Here is a 21,607-nt window from a genome sequence, read left to right on the forward strand (position 1 = left end):
CTCAGTTCCCTCCTGTGGTGGTGCCGGTGGCGAACGCCGGCTCCGGTTCTCCGTCCGTCTTCGCGGCCGTCCGCGCGGAGGCCTCCCGCAGCTCCTGCTGGGCCCGCCGGTCCGCCCTGCCCTCCGTGAACCGGGTGCAGAGCCAGACGGAGACCGGCGCCAGGGAGATGGCGAGGGCGAGGGCGGCCCAGGTGCGCATGGCGGCGTGGGTGTGGCCGAGGGCGAAGGAGGCGGCGAGCGAGACGGTGAGCACCGCAGCCCAGAAGAGGTGGATGCGGAAGGTCAGCAGCCGGTCGGGGCTCGCGTCGCCGCCCTTGGGGGTGACGACGAAGCGGCTCGGGCGGCGCACGACGGCCGCGCCGAGGGACTTGGCGTAGACGGGCGCGGAGAGCGCCGACATGGCCATGCCGGCGAGGCCCCCGGAGCCCTCGGGCTCGTGCGGGGAGACGTTGTGCCTGCGGTTCCAGAGGTAGAGGCAGATCTGGAGGGCGGCGGCGTCGCTGTAGAGCATGAGCCACACGGAGGCCGCCACCTGCGTGCCCGACGCGCCGAACCAGAGGAACAGGACGCAGCTGAGCACGCCGAGCAGCCAGTTCACCGCCGTCATCGGGTAGTAGACGAGCATCAGGGTGTACGAGAGGAGCCGCCCCGGCGGCATCGAGAAGGGCGCCCGCCAGTACTGCTTGAACAGCGTCTCGTAGGTGCCGCGCGACCAGCGCATCTGCTGGGTGAAGAAGTCCGTCCAGGAGGCCGGGCCCTCGCCCACGGCGAGGACGTCGGGGGTGTAGACGGAGCGCCAGTGCCTGCGCGTGAGCGGGTTGCGGCGGCGGTGCAGCTCGAAGCCGGTCGCCATGTCCTCGGTGATGGAGTCGTACAGGCCGCCCACCTGGGTGAGCGCCGTGATGCGTACGACGTTGTTGGTGCCGACGAACATGGGCGCGCGGTAGCGGTTGCCCGCGCGCTGGATGAGCGCGTGGAAGAGGAACTGCTGGGACTCGGCGGCCTTGGTGACGGGCGTCTCGTAGTTGCCGTAGACCTGCGGCCCGACGACGAACGCCACGTCGGGGTCGCGGAAGTAGCCCATCATCCGCTCCAGGAAGTTGGGGAGCGGTACGTGGTCGGTGTCGACGGAGGCGAAGAAGTCGTACTCCGCGTGGTGCATCGCCAGCCAGGCGTTGTAGTTGCCGTGCTTGGTGCGCTTCTTGTGGGGGCCCTTGTCGCGGTTCCACTCCGGCACGCCGAGGCGCGTGAAGTGCTTGACGCCCAGTTCCGCGCAGAGGGCCCTGGCGCCGGGGTCGTCGCCCTCGTCCAGGAGCCAGACGTCGAGGGGGCCGGTGTGGTGGACCCGCACCGCGCCTTCCAGGGTCGCCCGGACCATGGAGAGGGGTTCCTTGCCGGGGACGTACGTGGTGAGGAACGCGACGCGGGTGCCCTTCTCGGGGAACACCGGGACGGGGTCCCGCGCGACCATCGTGGCGTGGGCGATCGACACGACGTTGACCAGCATGAACAGCTCGATCAGGCCGATCGCCACGAGCATCGTGACGTCCAGGCCGACGAGCCATCTCTCGCCGCCCTCGCGTTCGGTCCAGTGGGTGGGCCAGACGAGGTAGACGAGCAGGAGGCCGGTGAGCACCGGGGCCAGCGTCATCAGGAGCACGGCCCGTATCCGGTGCGGTTCGCCCGCGAGCAGCTTGCGGTACTGGACCTGGTAGGCGCCTGCGCCGTCCCCCTTGCCCTTGCCCGTGCCGCGGCCCGGCTCGGTGAGCGCGCCCGCGAGCATGCTGTGGGTCTCGTAGTCGTAGCCCTCCGGCTGCCGCACAGCGCCCTCCAGGTTGCGTCGTCGAACGTCGATTCAGAACGATCCGATAACCACACAGAAGTGGAGTTTGACCGGCGTGTCGAACCGGGCGCGTCCGTGTGAGGGGTTTTAGGTTGGGCCGTTTTGGTGCGGTTGCGAGGGGCTCAGGCTTCTGCTCGTTCCCGCGGGGCGCGCCCGCCGGGCACGCGAAAGCCCCCGCCGTGAGACGGGGGCTTGGCCGGGGGGCGGGGGTGCTACGCGGAGAGGTGGCGCTCCACGGTCGCGACCTTGGCGGAGAGGCCGTCGGTCACGCCGGGGCGGATGTCCGCCTTCATGACGACGGAGACGCGGGGCGCCCGCGCCTCGACCGCCGCCACGGCGCGCTTGACGACGTCCATGACCTCGTCCCACTCGCCCTCGACGGAGGTGAACATCGCGTCGGTCCGGTTCGGCAGCCCCGACTCGCGGACGACGCGCACCGCGTCGGCCACGTACTCCCCGACGTCCTCGCCGACGCCGAGGGGCGTCACGGAGAAAGCGACGATCATGCGTTCACGACCCCCTCGCGGCGGGCGCGCGAGGCGATGACCGCGGCCTCGGCCTCACGCTTCAGCTTGCGCTCGGCGAAGATGCCGCCGAAGGGCGGGATCGCGAGCAGGAAGTACACCGCGGCGGTCTTCCACGGCCACTTCGTGCGGTTCCAGGCGTCGAGCAGGAAGACGACGTAGGCGAGGAAGAGGATCGCGTGGATCCATCCCATCACCGGGACCCCGTTGAAGTCGGTGGTCCGCTTGAGCACCGAGCAGACCAGCAGGATCGGGAACGAGATGGCTTCCGGGATCGAGACGAGTCGGAGTCGGTGCAGGGCAGCGGCAGTCTTGATGTCCACGGGTCACCTTCGGTGAGGGGCGGCGGAAGAGGGCGGGGGCTCGGCGACCTGATCTTGTGAACGGACGCACAAGCGACCCCCATTGTGACATCGGGGTCTTCTCGGGGTGCGCTCAGGGCCCTTCACCCTGTTCCGCGTGGGCACGCGGCGGCTACCGTCGATTCGTGGCTACGTTCCGGCTCCAAGGGAGCAGAGTGCTCGCCGTCGACATGACCGGCGACGCCGTGAAGGCGAAGAACGGCTCGATGATCGCCTATGACGGTCAGATGGCCTTCAAGAAGATGACCGGCGGCGGCGAGGGCATCCGCGGCATGGTCACGCGCCGCGTCACCGGCGAGCAGATGACGGTGATGGAGGTGAAGGGGCACGGCACCTGCTGGTTCGCCGACCGGGCCACCGAGATCAACCTCGTGCGGCTCCAGGGCGACAAGCTGTACGTGGAGGCGGGCAATCTGCTGTGCGCCGACGCCGGCCTGCGTACGGGCACGAGCTTCACGGGGCTGCGCGGCGCCTCGCAGGGCAACGGCCTGTTCACCACGACCGTCGAGGGCACCGGCCAGGCGGCGATCGTCTCCGACGGTCCGGCGGTGGTGCTGCGGGTCTCGCGGCAGTATCCGCTGACGGTGGACCCCGGCGCCTATATCGCCCACCAAGGGGAGGTGCGCCAGAGCTTCCAGTCCGGCGTGACCTTCCGCACCTTCATGGGCGAGGGCGGCGGCGAGGCCTTCCAGATCCGCTTCGAGGGCGAGGGCCTCGTCTATGTCCAGCCCAGTGAGCGCACCACGATCGCGGGGGACGTCTGACATGCCCTTCCGAGAGATCAACTCCAAGATGGTCGAGGCCACCGTCCAGCCGGGCGCCAAGATCTTCAGCCAGCGCGGCGCCATGCTCGCCTACAAGGGCGACGTCTCCTTCACCCCGAACATCCAGGGCGGACAGGGCGGCCTGATGTCCATGATCGGCCGCAGGGCCGCGGGCGAGGCGACGCCCCTGATGACCGTGGACGGCGCGGGCACGGTCCTCTTCGGGCACGGCGGCCACCACATCCAGGTGATCACCCTGGCCGGGGACACCCTCTATGTGGAGGCCGACCGGCTGCTGGCCTTCGACGGCACGCTCCAGCAGGGCACGATGTTCATGGGCTCCCAGGGCGGCGTCATGGGCATGGTGCGCGGCCAGGTCAGCGGCCAGGGCCTGTTCACCACGACCCTGAAGGGGCACGGCGCGGTGGCCGTCATGGCGCACGGCGGAGTCGTCGAGGTGCCGATCACCCCCCAGCGCCCGGTCCACGTCGACCCGCAGGCGTATGTGGCGCACCACGGCGACATCCGCAACCGGCTGTCCACGGCGCTCGGCTGGCGCGACATGGTGGGGCGCGGCTCCGGCGAGGCGTTCCAGCTGGAGCTGTCGGGCGCCGGCTCGGTGTATGTGCAGGCCTCGGAGGAGAAGCTGTGAACCCGAACGTCTCGACCCCCGCGGGCGCCCCGGCCGTCTTCGACCCGATGACGCTGCCGAGCGACGACAACGTGAACGCGTACACCTTCTGCGTGGAGCTCAAGGGGAGCCAGTGGTTCCTGCAGAAGGGGAAGATGATCGCCTACTACGGGCGGATGGAGTTCAACGGCATCGGGCACGGCCGTCTGGACCGGCTGGTCCGGACCAGTTTTCATTCGCCGCTGCACGCGAGTGACTGGGTGGTGGCGGAGGGCCAGGGCAAGATGCTCCTCGCCGACCGGGCCTTCGACGTGAATTCGTACGACCTCGATGAGGGCAACCTGACCATTCGCTCGGGCAACCTCCTCGCTTTTCAGCCAACTCTCGCGCTGAAGCAATCGATCGTGCCCGGCTTCCTGACGCTCATCGGGACGGGCAAGTTCGTGGCCGCGTCGAACGGTCCCGTGGTGTTCATGGAACCGCCGATCCGGGTCGACCCCCAGGCCCTGGTGGGCTGGGCCGACTGCCCCTCGCCCTGCCATCACTACGACCACGGTTACCTGACGGGCGTGATCGGCGGCGTGCGGGCACTGACCGGCATCGGGGGGACGTCCGGGGAGGAGCACCAATTCGAGTTCGTCGGCGCGGGCACCGTGCTGCTGCAGTCCACCGAGGCGCTGCTGCCCGAGCAGGCGTCCGGGGAGGTACCGCGGCAGGCGGGCGTGCCGGGCGCGGGGAGCGCGCCGGGCGGAGCGGGACAGCAAAGCGGCGCACCGCGTCTTCCCGGACAACTGGGGGACCTCCAGCGTCGCTTCGGGCTGTGAGCGGTAGTCTGCGGAGTGTGACGGCGAACGCCTGTGCGCCTCAGTGCCGACTGGGGTGCGAGCCGTGTCACATTTCCCCGTTCGTTCACCTTTCAACTTCTTAGGTAGAATCGATTCCATGGAGACCGAGACGGCCCCGCAGTGGCTGACCGACGAGGAACAGTGCGCTTGGCGCACCCACGTAGAGGTCAACAGGATGCTGACGTATCAGCTCGAAAAAGACCTCCAGCCGTTCAACCTGACCATGAACGACTACGACATTCTCGTGCACCTCTCCGAATCGGACGAGCTGCGGATGCGGATGAGCGATCTCGCCGCCGCCACCCTCCAGTCCAAGAGCCGGCTGTCCCACCAGATCACCCGCATGGAGAACGCGGGCCTGGTGCGCCGCGAGAACTGCGAGTCCGACCGGCGCGGCCTCTACACCGTCCTCACCGAGGACGGCATGGAGACCATGCGGAGGGTGGCCCCGCACCACGTCGCCTCCGTCCGGCGGCACTTCGTCGACCTCGTCTCGCCCGAGGCGCTCAGCGAGCTGCACAAGGCCCTGACGCCGATCGCGGAGCATCTGCGGTCCCAGCGCGGCAAGCCCTGACCACCCGGCAGGACCGCCGCGCCCGCCTCCACCCGCCCCGGTTCACCGACGGGTGACGGCCGGTCCCGGCAGCCGGAGTTCGAAGAGCGCACCACCGGACGGCGCCTCCCTGACCATGAGCGTGCCGCCGTGCCGTGCCGCCACGTCCCGGGCGATCGCGAGACCGAGGCCGGCCCCGCCCTCGTCACGGGTGCGGGCATCGTCCAGGCGCACGAACCGTTCGAAGATCCGCTCCCGTTCGTCCGGCGGCACGCCCTCGCCGTCGTCGGACACCGCGAGGACCGCCCACGCGCCATCGGCCCTGGTGGCGACCGTGACCTGGGAGCGGGCGTGCCGCTGGGCGTTGTTCAGCAGGTTGCCGAGCACGCGGGCGAGCTGGCTCCGGGACCCCGAGACCTCCACGCTCCGCAGTTCCGTGCGCACCTCCACGCGGTCCCGTGTCCGCTGCGACAGCTCCTCGCCGACGAGGGCCGCCAGGTCCACGCGCGCCTCGCCGGGCTTCTCCCCCGCGTCGAGGCGGGCGAGGAGCAGCAGGTCGGCGGCGAGTTCCTGGAGCCGCACGGTGTCCTCGACCGCCCCCTCGACGTCGAGCAGCGCGGGGTGCGCCGCGCCCACCTCCAGCTGGGTGCGGAGCGAGGCGATGGGGCTGCGCAGTTCGTGCGAGGCGTCCGCCACGAAGCGCCGCTGCCGCTCCACCGAGGTCTGCAGGGCGGTGAGCGTCTCGTTCGTCGTACGGGCCAGGCGGGCGATCTCGTCGTGCGTGTCCGGTTCGGGCACCCGGCGCGCCAGGTCCTCGGAGGCGGTGATCGCGGACATCTCCGCGGTGATGGCCGCCACCGGCCGCAGCGCGCGGCGCGTCACCAGCCAGGTGACGCCCGCGACGACCGCGAGCAGCAGCGGGAAGCCGATCAGCATCGACGTCAGGGCCGTGGACACCGCGCTCTGTTCGTCGGCGAGCGAGCCGCCCGCGTAGACGGTGAGGTCGCCGCGGTCCTCCGTGCTCACCTCGACCGCGGCGAAGCGGTAGTCGGCGCGGTCGCCGTCGACGGTGGCCGAGCCGGAGCTGTACTCGACGTCGTCATCGATCTCACCGGGCTCGGACGCCTCGTCCGCGTCCCCGTGGCCCGTGCCGTCGGCCTGTCCGTCGCGCGTGCCGTCGGCCTGTCCGTCGCGCGTGCCGTCGCCGCCGGAGCCCGCCACTGGCTTGACCGCCGCCGTCCCGGCGCCGCTGATCCGCTCCAGGTCCTCGCTCGCGGCGAGCAGCCTGCGCCGGTCGTCGACCACCTGTACGGGGTTCTCGTCCTCTTCCGGCAGGTCGAGTTCCGCGTACGGCCGGCCCGCCAGGAGCTGCGTGGCGACCTCGCGGGCCGCGGAGTCGGCACGGCCCTCCGCCTGCGCCGTCAGATTGGCGCGCAGCGCGAGCAGCACGGCGGCGCCCGCGGCGACCAGGGCGAGGGCGACGACCAGGCTCGCGCCGAGCGTGGCCCTGGCCCGGACGGAGGCGAACGCCCGCCTCATCGCGGGACCTCCAGGCGGTAGCCGGCGCCGCGCACCGTCTTGATGAGGGCCGCGCCCAGCTTGCGGCGCAGGGTGCTCACGTACACCTCGACGATGTTGGGGTCCCCCTCGTAGGCGAAGTCCCAGACGTGCTCCAGGATGTCGCCCTTGGAGACGACCTCCCCGGCCCGCAGCACGAGCTGTTCGAGGACCGCGAACTCCTTGGCGGTGAGGGCGATCTCGTCCTCGCCCCGCATGACCCGGCGCGCCGCCGTGTCGACGCTGAGGTCGCCCAGGGTGTGGACCGGGGACGGGCCCGTGGTGCCGCGGCGGCGCAGCAGCGCCTTCACGCGGGCCACGAGCACCACGTACGAGAACGGCTTGGTCAGGTAGTCGTCGGCCCCCGTGTCCAGGCCCTCCGCCTCGTCGTACTCGCCGTCCTTCGCCGTGAGCATCAGGATCGGCACGTCGTTCCCGGCCGCGCGCAGCGCGGCGCAGACCCGGTAGCCGTTCATGCCGGGGAGCATGATGTCGAGGACGACCAGGTCGTACGTGCCCTCGCTCGCGCGGTGCAGCCCGTCGAGGCCGTCGTGGACGACGTCCACGGCGAAGCCCTCGGCGGTCAGGCCCTTGGCGAGCGACAGGGCGAGCCGCTTCTCGTCCTCCACGATCAAGAGTCGATAGGTGTGGCGCGTGGCGCCTCCGGCAGGGTGGTGGTGGGAGGCGGGTGGGCGCATGGCCCCAGGGTGTCAGAGCCAACCTGAAGAGTCCTTCAGGCGGCTTCAGCTCCGGTTCAGGGTCGGTCCGCCAGATTGGTCCATGTCGAAAGCGAACGGCAGCGGCCCCGGCCGCCGCCCGTACCGCCCACTTTCTCGGGAGGACCCTCATGAAGCGCAACCTCGTCATCGCCACCGTCGCCGCCGCGGCCCTGATCGGCGGCGGCACCGCCACCGCCTTCGCGACCGGCGGTGACGACGACGGCGCTGCGGCCAAGTCGAGCGTCCAGCTGAAGAACGACGACCGCAAGGACGACGACGGCAAGGACGACGACCGCGACGACCGCAAGGACGACCGCGACGACGCCGCCGAGAACACCGCCGAGGCCAAGGCCGCCAAGGTGACGGCCGCGGACGCGATCAAGGCGGCCCTCGCCGACACCTCCGGCACCGCGGTCTCCGCCGAGCTCGACGACGAGGACGGCGGCCTGGTCTGGGACGTCGACGTACTGAAGGGCGGCGCCTGGCACAACGTCGAGGTCGACCCCGGCACCGGCAAGGTCCTCGGGTCCTGGGTGGACAAGGACGACGACGGTGACGACGCCGCGGACGCCGCCCGGGTGAACTCCGCGCTCAAGGGCGCGTCCACCAGCGCCGCCGACGCCGCGCGGGCCGCCGCCGACAAGGGCACGGTGACCTCCGTGGACCTGGACGACGACGGCAAGGCCGGTGTCTGGGACGTGGAGACGACCGGCGCCAAGGGCGCCGAGGCCGACTGGCACGTCGGCCTGACGAACGGCAAGGTCACCGCCGACCGCTCCGACAGCCACGACGACCGTGACGGCCAGGACCACGACGGCTCGGACGACGACGGCTCGGACGACTGACGTTCCGGGACCCAGGACCCCCCTGGCCGGCCGCGCGGGGCTCACAGGCCCCCGCAGCCCCCCGCACCACCCCCGAGGGGCGGCGTCACTGACGCCGCCCCTCGGTCCATGTCCAGGCCCATGTCCCGGCCCGTGGCGTCAGCCCGCGGTGACGCCCTCGACCAGTTCGTCCGCCGCCGCGTACGGGTCGAGCTCCCCGGCCACGATCCGCTCCGCGAGCGCGGAGAGCCTGCGGTCGCCGTGCAGCGAGCCGATCCGCTCCCGCAGCGCGGTGACCGCGATGGTCTCCACCTCGCGCGCGGCCCGCGCGGTCCGCCGCTCGGTGAGGACGCCCCGCTCCTCCATCCAGGCCCGGTGCTTCTCCAGCGCCTCGACGACCTCGTCGATGCCCTCGCCGCGGGCCGCGACCGTCTTCACGATGGGCGGCCGCCAGTCGCCCGCGCCCCGGGACTCGCCGAGGCCGAGCATGTGGTTCAGCTCGCGGGCGGTGGCGTCGGCGCCGTCGCGGTCCGCCTTGTTGACGACGTACACGTCGCCGATCTCCAGGATTCCGGCCTTGGCCGCCTGGATGCCGTCGCCCATGCCGGGCGCGAGCAGGACCACGGAGGTGTCCGCCTGCGAGGCGATGTCCACCTCGGACTGGCCGACGCCGACGGTCTCCACCAGCACCACGTCGCAGCCCGCCGCGTCCAGGACGCGGATCGCCTGCGGGGCCGCCCAGGCGAGCCCGCCGAGGTGGCCGCGCGTGGCCATGGAGCGGATGTAGACGCCGGGGTCGGAGGCGTGTTCCGACATCCGCACCCGGTCGCCGAGCAGCGCGCCGCCGGAGAACGGCGACGAGGGGTCCACGGCGAGCACGCCGACCCGCTTCCCCGCCCGCCGGTAGGCGCTGACCAGCGCGGACGTCGACGTGGACTTGCCGACGCCGGGCGATCCCGTCAGGCCCACCACATAGGCGTTGCCCGCCAGCGGGGCCAGCGCCGCCATCACCTCCCTGAGCTGCGGCGACGCCCCTTCGACCAGGGAGATCAGCCGGGCCACGGCCCGTGGCCCGCCCTCGCGGGCCCGCGCCACCAGGGAGGGGACGTCCTGCATGTGACAGCTCCGTTCACTTCACTGCGTACGAGACGGCGGGAGGGTGGCTCAGCTCTTGCCCACCTTGATGATCAGGGCGTCGCCCTGGCCGCCGCCGCCGCACAGCGCCGCCGCGCCCACGCCGCCGCCGCGCCGCTTCAGTTCGAGGGCGAGGTGCAGCACGACGCGGGCGCCGGACATCCCGATCGGGTGGCCCAGGGCGATGGCGCCGCCGTTGACATTCACCTTTTCCGGGGAAACCCCGAGGTCCTTCATTGACTGCACCGCGACCGCGGCGAAGGCCTCGTTGATCTCGATGAGGTCCAGGTCCTCGACCGCCAGGCCCTCCTTCTTCAGGGCGTGCTTGATGGCGTTGGACGGCTGGGACTGCAGGGAGCTGTCCGGGCCCGCCACGTTGCCGTGGGCGCCGATCTCGGCGATCCAGTCCAGGCCCAGCTCCTCGGCCTTGGCCTTGGACATGACGACCACGGCGGCGGCGCCGTCGGAGATCTGCGAGGAGGTGCCCGCGGTGATCGTGCCGTCCTTGGCGAAGGCGGGGCGCAGCTTGCCGAGCGACTCGGCGGTGGTCTCGGGGCGGATGCCCTCGTCCTTGGCGAAGAGCACCGGGTCGCCCTTGCGCTGCGGGATCTCCACCGGGGTGATCTCGGCCTCGAACAGGCCGTTCTTCTCGGCGGCGGCGGCGCGCTGGTGCGAGAGCGCGGCCACCTCGTCCTGCTCGGGGCGGCGGATGCCGAGGCGGGTGTTGTGCTTCTCGGTCGACTCGCCCATCGCGACGCCGTCGAAGGAGTCGGTCAGGCCGTCGTACGCCATGGAGTCGAGCATCTCGATCGCGCCGTACTTGTGGCCCTCGCGGGACTTGGGCAGCAGGTGCGGGGCGTTGGTCATCGACTCCTGGCCGCCGGCGACGACGACGTCGAATTCGCCCGCGCGAATGAGCTGGTCGGCGAGGGCGATGGCGTCGAGGCCCGAGAGGCACACCTTGTTGACGGTGAGTGCCGGGACGTTCATGGGGATGCCGGCCTTGACCGCCGCCTGGCGCGCCGGGATCTGCCCCGCCCCGGCCGTCAGCACCTGGCCCATGATCACGTACTGGACCTGGTCGCCGCCGATGCCGGCGCGGTCCAGCGCGGCCTTGATCGCGAAGCCGCCCAGATCGGCGCCGGAGAAGGACTTCAGGGAGCCGAGCAGGCGGCCCATGGGCGTGCGCGCGCCCGCGACGATCACTGAGGTGGTACCGGTCGTTCCAGACATGTGCCACGGCCCCTTGGGAGGAGAAGTTAACGAGGGTTTATCTGAATGTACTGAGCGGTACCCCGCCCGTCACCGGCCGACGAGTGTGATCGCGCGCACGTTGCGTAATCACCGTGCGAGGCGCTGCACTTGAAACATGCTGACGCGAATCGATCACATCGGGATCGCCTGTTTCGACCTCGACAAGACCGTCGAGTTCTACCGGGAGACGTACGGGTTCACCGTCTTCCACACCGAAGTCAACGAGGAGCAGGGCGTGCGGGAGGCCATGCTCAAGATTAACGAGACGAGTGACGGAGGCGCTTCCTACCTGCAACTGCTCGAACCGACCCGCGACGACTCCGCGGTCGGCAAATGGCTGGCCAAGAACGGCGAGGGCGTGCACCACATCGCCTTCGGCACCGCGGACGTGGACGGCGACGCCGCCGCGATCAAGGACAAGGGCGTACGGGTCCTCTACGACGAGCCGCGGACCGGCTCCATGGGGTCGCGGATCACGTTTCTCCACCCCAAGGACTGCCACGGTGTCCTCACCGAACTCGTCACTTCGGCGCCCTCCGAGTCCCAGGAGCACTGACCTCCGTATATCCGGGCCGGTAGGGTTAGCGCCTGGCCGTCCGAAGTCGGGGCGGCAGGCCGTCCGAAGGCTGGGCGGCCGCGTGCCGGGGTCCGGGTTTCGGGGGACGAGCGTCGGGGCAGCAACCCATGCTCCGCCGTTGATCTGACACCATTCCCCCGGGGGCCTCGTTCGGCGGATGAACGAGGCTCGTTGGAGACTTCGACCAGGGGACGGATGGGACCGCGCAGTGCGGGGCTACGAACGCCAAGAGAGCTCGCGGGCTGAGACCGACAGTCTTTCGCGGTTCGAGGCCGAGATGGACCGGCTGAAGACTGATCGGGAGAAGGCCGTTCAGCACGCCGAGGACCTCGGCTACCAGGTCGAGGTGTTGCGCGCCAAGCTGCACGAGGCGCGCCGCAACCTCGCGTCCCGCCCTGCCTACGACAGCGCGGACATCGGCTATCAGGCCGAGCAGATGCTCCGTAACGCCCAGGTCCAGGCCGACCAGCTGCGCGCGGACGCCGAGCGGGAGCTGCGCGAGGCCCGTGCGCAGACCCAGCGCATCCTCCAGGAGCACGCCGAGCAGCAGGCCAGGCTCCAGTCCGAGCTGCACGCCGAGGCCGTGTCGCGACGTCAGCAGCTCGACCAGGAGCTGGCCGAGCGCCGCCAGACCGTCGAGTCGCACGTCAACGAGAACGTGGCGTGGGCCGAGCAGCTGCGGGCCCGCACCGAGCAGCAGGCCCGCCGGCTCCTGGACGAGTCGCGCGCCGAGGCCGAGCAGGCCCTGGCCGCCGCCCGCGCCGAGGCCGAGCGCGTCGCCGAGCAGGCCCGCCGCAGGCTCGCGAGCGACGCCGAGGCCGCGCGCGCCGAGGCCGAGGCACTGCTCCGCAGGGCCCGCACCGACGCCGAGCGCCTCCTGAACGCCGCCTCCACCCAGGCCCAGGAGGCCACCGACCACGCCGAACAGCTCCGCTCCACCACCGCCGAGGAGTCCGAGCAGGCCCGCCGCAGGGCCGCGGAGGCCGGCCGGGTCGCCGAGCAGCGCATGGCCGAGGCCGACACGGCGCTGCGCGAGGCGCGGGCGGAGGCCGAGAAGGTCCTCGCCGAGGCCAAGGACGCCGCCGCCAAGCAGATCGCGGCGGCGGAGACCGCCGGTGAGCAGCGCACGCGTACGGCCAAGGAGCAGGTCGCGCGGCTCGTCAGCGAGGCCACTAAGGACGCGGAGTCCGCGAAGTCGGAGGCCGAGCAGCTCATCGCCGACGCCCGCGCGGAGGCCGAGAAGCTGATCGCGGAGGCCGCCGAGAAGGCGCGCACGATCACCGCCGAGGAGACCGCGGGCCAGCTCGCCAAGGCGGCGCGGACCGCCGAGGAGGTCCTGGACAAGGCCTCCAAGAACGCCAAGGAGACGACGAAGGCCGCCACCGAGGAAGCCGAGCGGATCCGTACGGAGGCGGAGACCGAGGCGGACCGGCTGCGGGCCGAGGCGCACGACATCGCCGAGGAGCTCAAGGGCGCGGCGAAGGACGACACCAAGGAGTACCGCGCCAAGACCGTCGAGCTGCAGGAGGAGGCGCGCAGGCTGCGCGGCGAGGCCGAGCAGCTGCGCGCGGACGCGGTCTCCGAGGGCGAGCGCATCCGCGGCGAGGCGCGGCGCGAGGCGGTCAAGGAGATCGAGGAGGCGGCCAAGTCCGCCGAGGAGCTGCTCGCCAAGGCGAAGGCCGACGCCGAGGAGCTGCGGACGGCGGCGACCACCGAGAGCGACCGGGTCCGCGCCGAGGCCGTCGAGCGCGCCACGTCCCTGCGCAAGCAGGCCGAGGAGACCCTGGAGCGCACCCGCGCGGAGGCCGAGCGGCACCGCGAGGAGGCCGCCGAGCAGGCCGAGGCGACGCGGACCGAGGCCGAGGAGGCCGCGCGGGCGCTGCACGAGGAGACCGAGCGGGCCATAGCGGCACGGCAGGCCGAGGCCGCCGAGGAGCTGACACGGCTGCACACGGAGGCCGAGGAGCGGCTGAGCGCGGCCGAGCAGGCCCTCACCGACGCCCGTGAGCAGGCCGAGCGCCTGCGCAAGGAGGCCACGGAGGAGACCGACCGGCTGCGTGCGGAGTCCGCCGAGCGCGTCCGCACGCTCCAGGCGCAGGCCGAGACCGAGGCCGAGCGGCTGCGCACGGAGGCCGCCGCGGACGCCTCGCAGTCGCGCGCGGAGGGCGAGGCGCTCGCCGTGCGGCTGCGTTCGGAGGCCGCCGCCGAGGCCGAGCGGCTGAAGACCGAGGCGCAGGAGTCCGCCGACCGGGTCCGCGCGGAGGCCGCTTCGGCCGCCGAGCGCGTGGGCGCGGAGGCCGCCGAGGCCCTGTCCGCCGCCCAGGAGGAGGCCGCGCGGCGCCGCCGCGAGGCCGAGGAGACGCTGGGCTCGGCGCGCGCGGAGGCCGACCAGGAGCGTGAGCGGGCCCGCGAGCAGAGCGAGGAGCTGCTGGCCTCGGCCCGTAAGCGGGTCGAGGAGGCGCAGGCCGAGGCGGTGCGGCTGGTCGAGGAGGCCGACCGCAGGGCGACCGAGCTGGTCTCGGCCGCCGAGCAGACCGCCCAGTCCGTACGGGACTCCGTGGCGGGTCTGCACGAGGCGGCGCAGGAAGAGGTCGCGGGCCTGCGCTCGGCCGCCGAGCACGCCGCCGAGCGCACGCGGACGGAGGCGCAGGAGGAGGCCGACCGCGTCCGCTCCGACGCCTACGCCGAGCGGGAGCGCGCCGGTGAGGACGCCCTCCGCACCCGGCAGGAGGCGACGGAGGCCGCGGAGGCCGCCAAGGAGCTGGCCGAGCGCACGGTGGCCGAGGCGATCGCGGAGTCCGAGCGGCTGCGTTCGGACGCCTCGGAGTACGTCCAGCGGGTGCGCACGGAGGCCTCCGACACCAAGGCGTCGGCGGAACACGACGCGGCCCGTACGCGTGCCGACGCCCGTGAGGACGCCAACCGCATCCGCGGCGACGCCGCCGCCCAGGCCGACACGTTGATCGGCGAGGCGCGCAGCGAGGCCGAGCGGCTGCAGAACGAGACGAACGCGGAGGCCGAGCGCGTCCGCACGGAGGCCGTCGAGCAGGCCGAGCGGCTGCGGACGGAGTCCACGGCGGAGGCCGAGCAGCTGCGGGCCGACTCGACGGCGGAGGCCGAGCGGGTCCGCGCGGAGGCCGTCGCCGAGGCGGAGCGGCTGAAGGCCGAGACGACCGCGGAGGCCGAGCGGGTCCGCGCGGAGTCCGTGGCCAAGGCCGAGAAGCTCATCTCGGACGCGACGGGCGACGCCGAGCGGCTGCGCGCCGAGGCCGCGGAGACGGTGAACTCCGCGCAGCAGCACGCCGAGCGGATCCGCGGCGAGTCCGAGCGCGTCAAGGCGGACGCGGCGAAGGAGGCCGAGCGGCTCACCGCCGAGGCGCGCCAGGAGGCCGAGCGCACCCTGGACGAGGCCCGCAAGGAGGCCAACAAGCGTCGCCAGGAGGCCGCCGAGCAGGTCGACACGCTCATCACGGAGGCCGCCGCCGAGGCGGAGAAGCTGACGGCGGACGCCCAGGAGAAGGCGCTCAAGGCGACCACGGACGCCGAGGCGCAGGCCGACACGATGGTCGGCGCGGCCCGCAAGGAGGCCGACCGCCTGATCGCGGAGGCGACCATCGAGGGCAACTCCCGGGTGGAGAAGGCGCGTACGGACGCGGACGAGCTGCTGGTCGGCGCCCGCCGCGACGCGACCGCCATAAGGGAGCGCTCCGAGGAGCAGCGCGACCGGATCACCGCCGAGATCGAGGAGCTGCACGAGCGTGCGCGCCGCGAGTCCGCCGAGGCGATGAAGTCCGCGGGCGAGCGCTGCGACGCGCTGGTGAAGGCCGCGGAGGAGCAGCTCGCCGAGGCCCAGGCGAAGGCCAAGGAGATGGTCTCCGACGCGACGTCCGAGGCGAGCAAGGTCCGGATCGCCGCCGTGAAGAAGGCCGAGGGGCTGCTCAAGGAGGCCGAGACGAAGAAGGCCTCGCTGGTCGGCGAGGCCGAGCGGATCAAGGCGGAGGCCGAGGCCGAGGCCACCCGCGTGGTCGAGGAGGGCAAGCGCGAGCTCGAAATCCTGGTGCGGCGCCGCGACGACATCAACGCGGAGATCTCCCGGGTCCAGGACGTCCTTGAGGCGCTGGGGTCCCTTGAGGCTCCGTCAGGCGGCGGGAAGTCCGCGTCCGGTGGCGGTTCGGCGTCGGGCGGCGTCAAGGCGGGAGCCGCGGCGGGCTCGACCCGTTCGGGTGGCAAGCAGTCAGAAAGCTAGCCAAAGCGCGACAAGCATGCTTGTGAGGACCTTCGGCCCTGTCGCTGGCAAGGGCTCTGCCGGTTAGCCACTCAAAAGGGGTGTCATTCTCCAGATCAAACGGGCATCTGCTCGATGACACGCCGCCTTGACCCCTAGGATTCCCTTATCACCTCACCGGTCTCATTCGACAGGAACCCCATGAGCGACACTTCCCCCTACGGCTTCGAGCTTGTGCGGCGTGGGTACGACCGCGCTCAGGTGGACGAACGTATCTCCAAGCTCGTCTCCGACCGTGACAGCGCCCTCGCCCGCATCACCGCCCTGGAGAAGCGCATCGAGGAGCTGCACCTCGAGACGCAGAACGCCCAGGCCCAGGTGAGCGACGCGGAGCCGTCGTACGCCGGTCTCGGCGCCCGCGTCGAGAAGATCCTCCGCCTCGCCGAGGAGGAGGCGAAGGACCTGCGCGAGGAGGCCCGCCGCGCGGCCGAACAGCACCGCGAGCTCGCCGAGTCCGCCGCCCAGCAGGTGCGCAACGACGCCGAGTCCTTCGCCGCCGAGCGCAAGGCCAAGGCCGAGGACGAGGGCGTCCGGATCGTCGAGAAGGCCAAGGGCGAGGCGAGCGCGCTGCGTTCCGAGGCCCAGAAGGACGCGCAGTCCAAGCGCGAGGAGGCCGACGCCCTCTTCGAGGAGACCCGCGCCAAGGCCGCCCAGGCCGCCGCGGACTTCGAGACGAACCTCGCCAAGCGCCGCGACCAGTCCGAGCGCGACCTGGCGTCGCGTCAGGCCAAGGCGGAGAAGCGCCTCGCGGAGATCGAGCACCGCGCCGAGCAGCTGCGCCTGGAGGCGGAGAAGCTGCGCACCGACGCGGAGCGGCGCGCCCGCCAGACGGTGGAGACCGCGCAGCGCCAGGCCGAGGACATCGTGGCCGACGCGAACGCCAAGGCGGACCGCATCCGCAGCGAGTCCGAGCGGGAGCTCGCGGCGCTCACCAACCGCCGCGACAGCATCAACGCCCAGCTCACCAACGTGCGCGAGATGCTGGCCACGCTCACGGGCGCGGCGGTGGCCGCCGCCGGGACGCCCGCCGAGGACGAGCCGGCCTCTCGTGGGGTGCCGGCGCAGCAGACGCGCTGAGCGACGCGCACGGCCCAGAGCCCGGCCCCCTGCCGCTCCGGTGGCGGGGGGCTTTGTCGCGTTCTAGCGTGGCCGCATGATCACGCTCGACGGGCTGACCAAGCGCTACGGCGAGAAGGTGGCCGTCAACGACCTGACCTTCGCCGTCCGGCCCGGTGTCGTCACCGGCTTCCTCGGGCCCAACGGCGCGGGCAAGTCCACGACGATGCGGATGATCCTCGGGCTCGACAACCCCTCGGGCGGCGCCGTCCGCATCGAGGGCAAGCACTACTCCCAGCTCAAGGACCCGCTCAGACGCGTCGGCGCGCTGCTCGACGCCAAGGCCATGCACGGCGGGCGCAGCGCCTTCAACCATCTGCTCTGCCTGGCGCAGAGCAACGGCATCCCGCGCGCCCGCGTCAGCGAGGTGCTCGACACGGTGGGGCTGACCGCGGTCGCCAAGAAGAAGGCCAAGGGGTTCTCGCTCGGCATGGGCCAGCGCCTCGGCATCGCGGGGGCGCTGCTCGGCGACCCCGAGATCCTGATGTTCGACGAGCCGGTCAACGGCCTCGACCCCGAGGGCATCCACTGGATCAGGAACCTGATGAAGTCCCTCGCCGCCGAGGGGCGCACGGTCTTCGTCTCCTCGCACCTGATGAGCGAGATGGCGCTGACCGCCGACCACCTCGTCGTCATCGGCCAGGGCCGGCTCCTCGCGGACACCTCCATGTCCGACTTCATCCGGCAGAACTCGCGTTCGTACGTACGGCTGCGCTCCCCGCAGCGCGAGCGTCTCCTCGACGTCCTGCACGAGGCGGGCGTCGGCGCCGTCGAGGCGCGCGACGGCGCCCTGGAGGTGGACGGCACACCGCCCGAGCGGCTCGGTGAGCTGGCCGCGAGCCGGCAGGTCGTCCTCCATGAGCTGAGCCCCCAGCAGGCGTCCCTGGAGGAGGCCTTCATGCGGCTCACCGCCGAGTCGGTCGAGTACCACGCGCACTCCGACCGGCCGGGCGGAGCGGTCCCCGCGGGCGAGCCGCCCGCCTGGGGCGAGGGCTGGCAGCGGCGGAAGGGGGCCTGAGCGATGGCCGCGGCACAGGTACTGAGGTCGGAGTGGACCAAGATCCGCTCGGTCTCCTCGACCGTCTGGACGCTCGGGCTCGCCGGGGTCGTCACGATCGCGCTCGGCATGCTGATCAGCATCCTGTCCAGGAACGACTACGACAGCCTGAACGCCAAGGACCGGCTGACCTTCGACCCGACCTACATCAGCTTCGCCGGGATGTCGCTCGGCCAGCTCGCGATGATCGTGTTCGGCGTGCTCGTCGTCTCCAACGAGTACAGCACCGGCATGATCCGCACCTCGCTCGCGGCCGTGCCGCAGCGCGGCACGCTCCTCTTCGGCAAGGTGTTCGTGGCCACGCTGCTCGCCCTCGCCGTGGGCCTGGCCACCAGCTTCGTCACGTTCTTCGCGGGCCAGGCGGTGCTCGGCCCGTACCGGGCGGGGCTCGGCGACCCCGGGGTGCTGCGCGCGGTCATCGGCGGCGGGCTCTACATGACCCTCATCGCGATGTTCTCGATGGGCGTCGCGGCGATGCTGCGCAGCCCCATGCTCTCCCTCGGCATCCTGATGCCGTTCTTCTTCCTGATCTCCAGCATCCTCGGCGGGGTGTCCGCGACCAAGAAGATCGGCCGCTTCCTGCCCGACCAGGCCGGCAGCAGGATCATGCAGGTCAAGACGCCGTTCGACGACGACACCCCGTACGGGCCCTGGGGCGGGCTCGCGATCATGGTGGCGTGGGTGGTCCTCGCGCTGCTCGGCGGCTACGCGCTCCTGAAGAAGCGGGACGCCTGACCGAAGCCTTCACATTTTTACCCGCTCTTGGCCGGAACCGTCAGCCCGCCGATATCCTCCTAACCCTTACGGGGGCGTGTGCCCCGACGTCCTGAACCATTCGATGGGTGCGGAGAATGATCGAGGCAGTCGGCCTGACGAAGCGCTACGGCGCCAAGACAGCCGTGTACAACCTTTCCTTCCAGGTGCGGCCCGGTACCGTCACCGGCTTCCTCGGGCCCAACGGCTCGGGCAAGTCGACGACGATGCGCATGATCCTCGGGCTCGACGCGCCCACCACGGGGCAGGTGACGATCGGCGGCTACCCCTACCGCAAACTCCCGAACGCCCCGCGCCAGGTCGGCGCGCTGCTCGACGCCAAGGCGGTGCACGGCGGCCGGCACGCCCGCAACCACCTGCTGTGCCTCGCGCAGCTCTCCGGCATCCCGGCCCGCCGCGTGGACGAGGTGCTCGGCGTCGTGGGCCTCCAGGACGTGGCGAAGAAGCGCTCCAAGGGCTTCTCGCTCGGCATGGGCCAGCGCCTCGGCATCGCCGCGGCCCTCCTCGGCGACCCGCAGGTGCTGCTCTTCGACGAGCCGGTCAACGGCCTCGACCCCGAGGGCATCCTCTGGGTGCGCAACCTGATGAAGGCGCTCGCCGCCGAGGGCCGCACGGTCTTCGTGTCGTCCCACCTCATGAGCGAGATGGCGCTCACCGCCGAGCACCTGATCGTGATCGGCCGCGGCCAGCTGCTCGCCGACATGAGCGTCAGGGACTTCATCTCGGCGAACTCCGCCGACTTCGCCCGGGTGCGCACGCCCGACAGCGAGCCGCAGCACCGCGAGAAGCTGACGGCCGCGCTGACCGAGGCGGGCGGCCAGGTGATGCCGGAGCAGGACGGCGCGCTGCGCGTCACGGGCCTGCCGCTCCCCCGCATCAGCGACCTCGCGCACGGCGCCGACGTACGCCTGTGGGAGCTCTCCCCGCACCAGGCCTCGCTGGAGGAGGCGTACATGCGGATGACGCAGGGCGCCGTCGACTACCGCTCCACGATCGACCAGCGCGCGGGCCTCCAGGAACAGCTGCCGCCCGGCGCCGTGCCGCAGGGCCAGATGCCGGTGGCCGGCCAGGGCCAGCCCGGCTGGTACGCGCCGCCGCCGCCCCAGCAGGGCGGTCAGCCCTTCGCGATGCCGCAGCCGCAGATGCCGCAGCCGCCGCAGGACCCGGCCGGAACGCCGAACCCGTACGCCGGCGCGCCGCAGCCGCCCGCCGCCCCCGTTCCCGCCGCCGCACCCGCTCCCGCGCCCGACCTGACCAAGGGCGCCACCGACAACGAGGACGCCGCCCGATGACCACGCCTCCGACTCCGCAGCAGCAGCCGCAGGCGCAGCAGGCCCCGCAGCAGCCCCAGCAGTTCCCCCCGCAGGCGTTCGCGCCGGCCGGCGCCCCCGCGGTCGCTCCCCCGCCGCCGCCCGCGCCCGCCGCCCCCGCGCCGCCCTCGGCGTGGCAGCAGGCGATGAACAACGCGTACTCCTCGCCGATCCCGGTCAGGAAGACCCACCTCGGCAACGCCCTCGCCTCCGAGTGGACGAAGATCAAGTCGGTCCGCTCGACGGTGTGGACCCTGGGCATCTTCCTCGCCCTGGTCATCGGCATCGGCCTGCTCGCCGCCGCGAACACGACGTCGAGCGACTACAACGACGTGCCGTTCACCATCCCGGCCTTCTTCGGCCTGATGCTCGGCCAGATCTGCCTGATCACCCTCGGCGTCCTCGTGACCTCATCCGAGTACGGCACGGGCATGATCCGTACGACGTTCACGGCCTCGCCGCAGCGCCACCGCGTCCTGCTGGCGAAGATCCTGGTCTTCTTCGCCGTCGCGTTCGTCGTCTCCGCGGGCTCCATCCTGCTCGTGGGCCTCGCGACCTCCGCGATGAACAGCGGCCCCGAGGCGGGCGACGTCCCGTGGGCCGGCACGGTCCTCAAGGGCGGCCTGTACGTGTCGCTGCTCGGCGTGCTCGCGCTGGCCGTCGGCTCCATGCTGCGGCACTCCGCCGGCGCCATCACCGCGATGCTCGGCGTGGTCCTCGTACCCGCGATCCTGCCGGCGTTCCTGCTGATCTGGGAGAGCACGCGGACGCTCGCCGAGAAGATGTCGGACTACAACGCCATCAACTCGCTCGCCATGATCTTCGGCGCCGACGGCGTGGACAGCGCCGGCGGCACGTCCCAGCTCGTCGTGCTGATCGTCGTGACGGCGCTCGCCGTCGGCGGCGCGTTCGCCCTGCTGGAGAAGCGCGACGTCTAGCGGAAGCTAGTACCTCGGCGCGTTACGGGACCGCTGCACCCGCGTGGTGCGGCGGTCCTTCGCGTTCCAGCACGCCTTGTGCCAGTGCCTGCGCTCGTCGACCCCCGAGTACTCGGGCCAGGCCACCACGTGCGGCACGCTCGCGGGGATCTCCTGGTCGCAGCCGGGGCAGCGGTACCGCTTGCCCGTCGCGCTCGCGCCCGCGACGTGCCGCACGCTCCACTCCTCGCCCTGCCAGCTCTCCGAGCTCTGGAAGCCGCCGTAGCGGCCCGACGGCTCCGCGGCCGCGGACGCCCTCGGCTCTCCGGCGCCCTTGGGGCGATTGCGACGCGGGGACAAGGAACACCTCACGGCTGTACGGCGATCAGGGGTGCCCCAAGCCTACGCGCCGGGCCCGTGGGTACCCGCCCGGAACCGGTGCGCGGGCCGCCGCGCACCGCACGGACACAGCTGCACGGACAATCCAACAATCTTCCCGTCAAGCCGTGCCTTTGGCACGTGTCACGCGTTGTTGCCCGTAGGGGGAGTGCCTGCGTCGGC

20 protein-coding genes are annotated in these 21,607 nt (G+C 72.0%); 12 read left to right on the forward strand and 8 right to left on the reverse strand.

The window, feature by feature from the left end; genetic code table 11:
* Position 1: 1 nt before the first annotated feature.
* From DCW30_RS12770 to DCW30_RS12780, 3 genes are all read right to left on the reverse strand, one after another.
* On the reverse strand, positions 2-1,783 hold the full coding sequence (locus DCW30_RS12770) for a glycosyltransferase family 2 protein (RefSeq protein WP_076688880.1): 1,782 nt from the start codon (positions 1,781-1,783) through the stop codon (positions 2-4).
* A gap of 272 nt (positions 1,784-2,055) precedes the next feature.
* Positions 2,056-2,349: an MTH1187 family thiamine-binding protein gene (locus DCW30_RS12775; protein WP_062774119.1), complete on the reverse strand. Its 294-nt coding sequence runs from the start codon at positions 2,347-2,349 to the stop codon at positions 2,056-2,058.
* A complete protein-coding gene (locus DCW30_RS12780; protein ID WP_076684438.1) occupies positions 2,346-2,690 on the reverse strand; it encodes a DUF3817 domain-containing protein in 345 nt (114 codons plus the stop codon). The genes DCW30_RS12775 and DCW30_RS12780 overlap by 4 nt, the downstream gene beginning before the upstream one ends.
* Positions 2,691-2,854: 164 nt before the next feature.
* Between DCW30_RS12780 and DCW30_RS12785 the strand changes: the two genes are divergently transcribed.
* From DCW30_RS12785 to DCW30_RS12800, 4 genes are all read left to right on the forward strand, one after another.
* Positions 2,855-3,493 (forward strand): AIM24 family protein, encoded by a 639-nt coding sequence (locus tag DCW30_RS12785; protein ID WP_076684440.1) that lies wholly within the window; start codon positions 2,855-2,857, stop codon positions 3,491-3,493.
* A gap of 1 nt (position 3,494) precedes the next feature.
* On the forward strand, positions 3,495-4,145 hold the full coding sequence (locus DCW30_RS12790) for an AIM24 family protein (RefSeq protein WP_076684442.1): 651 nt from the start codon (positions 3,495-3,497) through the stop codon (positions 4,143-4,145).
* Between the two features lie 47 nt (positions 4,146-4,192).
* Positions 4,193-4,948, forward strand: a complete 756-nt coding sequence (locus DCW30_RS12795; protein ID WP_062774210.1) for an AIM24 family protein — start codon at positions 4,193-4,195, stop codon at positions 4,946-4,948.
* A 118-nt stretch (positions 4,949-5,066) separates the two neighbouring features.
* Positions 5,067-5,543 carry a MarR family winged helix-turn-helix transcriptional regulator gene (locus DCW30_RS12800; RefSeq protein ID WP_062774110.1) on the forward strand — a complete coding sequence of 159 codons (477 nt, stop codon included), beginning with the start codon at positions 5,067-5,069 and terminating at the stop codon, positions 5,541-5,543.
* A gap of 42 nt (positions 5,544-5,585) precedes the next feature.
* Here the strand turns inward: DCW30_RS12800 and DCW30_RS12805 are convergent, their stop codons facing one another.
* On the reverse strand, positions 5,586-7,061 hold the full coding sequence (locus tag DCW30_RS12805) for a sensor histidine kinase (RefSeq protein ID WP_076684444.1): 1,476 nt from the start codon (positions 7,059-7,061) through the stop codon (positions 5,586-5,588).
* Positions 7,058-7,777, reverse strand: a complete 720-nt coding sequence (locus DCW30_RS12810; protein ID WP_076684447.1) for a response regulator transcription factor — start codon at positions 7,775-7,777, stop codon at positions 7,058-7,060. Before DCW30_RS12810 ends, DCW30_RS12805 begins: the two co-directional genes overlap by 4 nt.
* Positions 7,778-7,926: 149 nt before the next feature.
* On the opposite strand from DCW30_RS12810, the gene DCW30_RS12815 reads away from it, so the two are divergent.
* The gene (locus tag DCW30_RS12815; RefSeq protein ID WP_076684449.1) at positions 7,927-8,643 is read left to right on the forward strand and encodes a PepSY domain-containing protein; all 717 of its coding nucleotides are present in this window, start codon (positions 7,927-7,929) and stop codon (positions 8,641-8,643) included.
* Positions 8,644-8,781: 138 nt separating this feature from the next.
* On the opposite strand, the gene meaB is transcribed toward DCW30_RS12815, so the two are convergent.
* Both meaB and DCW30_RS12825 read right to left on the reverse strand, forming a co-directional pair.
* Positions 8,782-9,738, reverse strand: coding sequence for a methylmalonyl Co-A mutase-associated GTPase MeaB (gene meaB / locus DCW30_RS12820; protein WP_062774101.1), 957 nt, complete (start codon positions 9,736-9,738; stop codon positions 8,782-8,784).
* Positions 9,739-9,786: 48 nt separating this feature from the next.
* Positions 9,787-10,989 (reverse strand): acetyl-CoA C-acetyltransferase, encoded by a 1,203-nt coding sequence (locus tag DCW30_RS12825; RefSeq protein ID WP_076684451.1) that lies wholly within the window; start codon positions 10,987-10,989, stop codon positions 9,787-9,789.
* A 136-nt stretch (positions 10,990-11,125) separates the two neighbouring features.
* Between DCW30_RS12825 and mce the strand changes: the two genes are divergently transcribed.
* The 7 genes from mce to DCW30_RS12860 all read left to right on the forward strand — a co-directional run bounded on the left by mce (position 11,126) and on the right by DCW30_RS12860 (position 21,067).
* The gene (gene mce / locus DCW30_RS12830) at positions 11,126-11,566 is read left to right on the forward strand and encodes a methylmalonyl-CoA epimerase (protein WP_062774097.1); all 441 of its coding nucleotides are present in this window, start codon (positions 11,126-11,128) and stop codon (positions 11,564-11,566) included.
* A 229-nt stretch (positions 11,567-11,795) separates the two neighbouring features.
* Positions 11,796-15,833 carry a polarized growth protein Scy gene (gene scy / locus DCW30_RS12835; protein WP_119271236.1) on the forward strand — a complete coding sequence of 1,346 codons (4,038 nt, stop codon included), beginning with the start codon at positions 11,796-11,798 and terminating at the stop codon, positions 15,831-15,833.
* Positions 15,834-16,013: 180 nt separating this feature from the next.
* Positions 16,014-16,949: a coiled-coil domain-containing protein gene (locus DCW30_RS12840; RefSeq protein ID WP_062774093.1), complete on the forward strand. Its 936-nt coding sequence runs from the start codon at positions 16,014-16,016 to the stop codon at positions 16,947-16,949.
* A 76-nt stretch (positions 16,950-17,025) separates the two neighbouring features.
* Positions 17,026-18,006, forward strand: coding sequence for an ABC transporter ATP-binding protein (locus DCW30_RS12845; RefSeq protein ID WP_076684455.1), 981 nt, complete (start codon positions 17,026-17,028; stop codon positions 18,004-18,006).
* A 3-nt stretch (positions 18,007-18,009) separates the two neighbouring features.
* On the forward strand, positions 18,010-18,780 hold the full coding sequence (locus tag DCW30_RS12850) for an ABC transporter permease (RefSeq protein ID WP_062774088.1): 771 nt from the start codon (positions 18,010-18,012) through the stop codon (positions 18,778-18,780).
* 116 nt (positions 18,781-18,896) lie between these two features.
* Entirely contained in the window at positions 18,897-20,111 is a 1,215-nt protein-coding gene (locus DCW30_RS12855; protein ID WP_076684458.1) for an ABC transporter ATP-binding protein, read from the forward strand.
* 164 nt (positions 20,112-20,275) lie between these two features.
* On the forward strand, positions 20,276-21,067 hold the full coding sequence (locus DCW30_RS12860; RefSeq protein ID WP_062774207.1) for an ABC transporter permease: 792 nt from the start codon (positions 20,276-20,278) through the stop codon (positions 21,065-21,067).
* Between the two features lie 6 nt (positions 21,068-21,073).
* Here DCW30_RS12860 and DCW30_RS12865 read toward each other — a convergent pair whose 3' ends face one another.
* Complete coding sequence (locus tag DCW30_RS12865) at positions 21,074-21,406, reverse strand: hypothetical protein (protein WP_062774084.1); 333 nt, start codon at positions 21,404-21,406, stop codon at positions 21,074-21,076.
* Between the last annotated feature and the right edge of the window lie 201 nt (positions 21,407-21,607).

The organism is Streptomyces alfalfae (genome assembly GCF_004127445.1).
In the GTDB taxonomy this organism is placed as follows: Bacteria; Actinomycetota; Actinomycetes; order Streptomycetales; family Streptomycetaceae; genus Streptomyces; species Streptomyces alfalfae.

What these genes read in the sequence shown, in the direction of transcription:
- DCW30_RS12815 (WP_076684449.1), top strand. Translation starts at nt 7,927, where the DNA reads ATGAAGCGCAACCTCGTCATCGCCACCGTCGCCGCCGCGGCCCTGATC.
- DCW30_RS12810 (WP_076684447.1), bottom strand. Translation starts at nt 7,777, where the DNA reads ATGCGCCCACCCGCCTCCCACCACCACCCTGCCGGAGGCGCCACGCGC.
- DCW30_RS12795 (WP_062774210.1), top strand. Translation starts at nt 4,193, where the DNA reads ATGACGCTGCCGAGCGACGACAACGTGAACGCGTACACCTTCTGCGTG.
- DCW30_RS12825 (WP_076684451.1), bottom strand. Translation starts at nt 10,989, where the DNA reads ATGTCTGGAACGACCGGTACCACCTCAGTGATCGTCGCGGGCGCGCGC.
- DCW30_RS12855 (WP_076684458.1), top strand. Translation starts at nt 18,897, where the DNA reads ATGATCGAGGCAGTCGGCCTGACGAAGCGCTACGGCGCCAAGACAGCC.
- DCW30_RS12860 (WP_062774207.1), top strand. Translation starts at nt 20,276, where the DNA reads ATGAACAACGCGTACTCCTCGCCGATCCCGGTCAGGAAGACCCACCTC.
- DCW30_RS12845 (WP_076684455.1), top strand. Translation starts at nt 17,026, where the DNA reads ATGATCACGCTCGACGGGCTGACCAAGCGCTACGGCGAGAAGGTGGCC.
- DCW30_RS12775 (WP_062774119.1), bottom strand. Translation starts at nt 2,349, where the DNA reads ATGATCGTCGCTTTCTCCGTGACGCCCCTCGGCGTCGGCGAGGACGTC.
- DCW30_RS12850 (WP_062774088.1), top strand. Translation starts at nt 18,010, where the DNA reads ATGGCCGCGGCACAGGTACTGAGGTCGGAGTGGACCAAGATCCGCTCG.
- DCW30_RS12800 (WP_062774110.1), top strand. Translation starts at nt 5,067, where the DNA reads ATGGAGACCGAGACGGCCCCGCAGTGGCTGACCGACGAGGAACAGTGC.
- meaB (WP_062774101.1), bottom strand. Translation starts at nt 9,738, where the DNA reads ATGCAGGACGTCCCCTCCCTGGTGGCGCGGGCCCGCGAGGGCGGGCCA.
- mce (WP_062774097.1), top strand. Translation starts at nt 11,126, where the DNA reads ATGCTGACGCGAATCGATCACATCGGGATCGCCTGTTTCGACCTCGAC.
- DCW30_RS12790 (WP_076684442.1), top strand. Translation starts at nt 3,495, where the DNA reads ATGCCCTTCCGAGAGATCAACTCCAAGATGGTCGAGGCCACCGTCCAG.
- DCW30_RS12770 (WP_076688880.1), bottom strand. Translation starts at nt 1,783, where the DNA reads ATGCTCGCGGGCGCGCTCACCGAGCCGGGCCGCGGCACGGGCAAGGGC.
- DCW30_RS12840 (WP_062774093.1), top strand. Translation starts at nt 16,014, where the DNA reads ATGAGCGACACTTCCCCCTACGGCTTCGAGCTTGTGCGGCGTGGGTAC.
- DCW30_RS12805 (WP_076684444.1), bottom strand. Translation starts at nt 7,061, where the DNA reads ATGAGGCGGGCGTTCGCCTCCGTCCGGGCCAGGGCCACGCTCGGCGCG.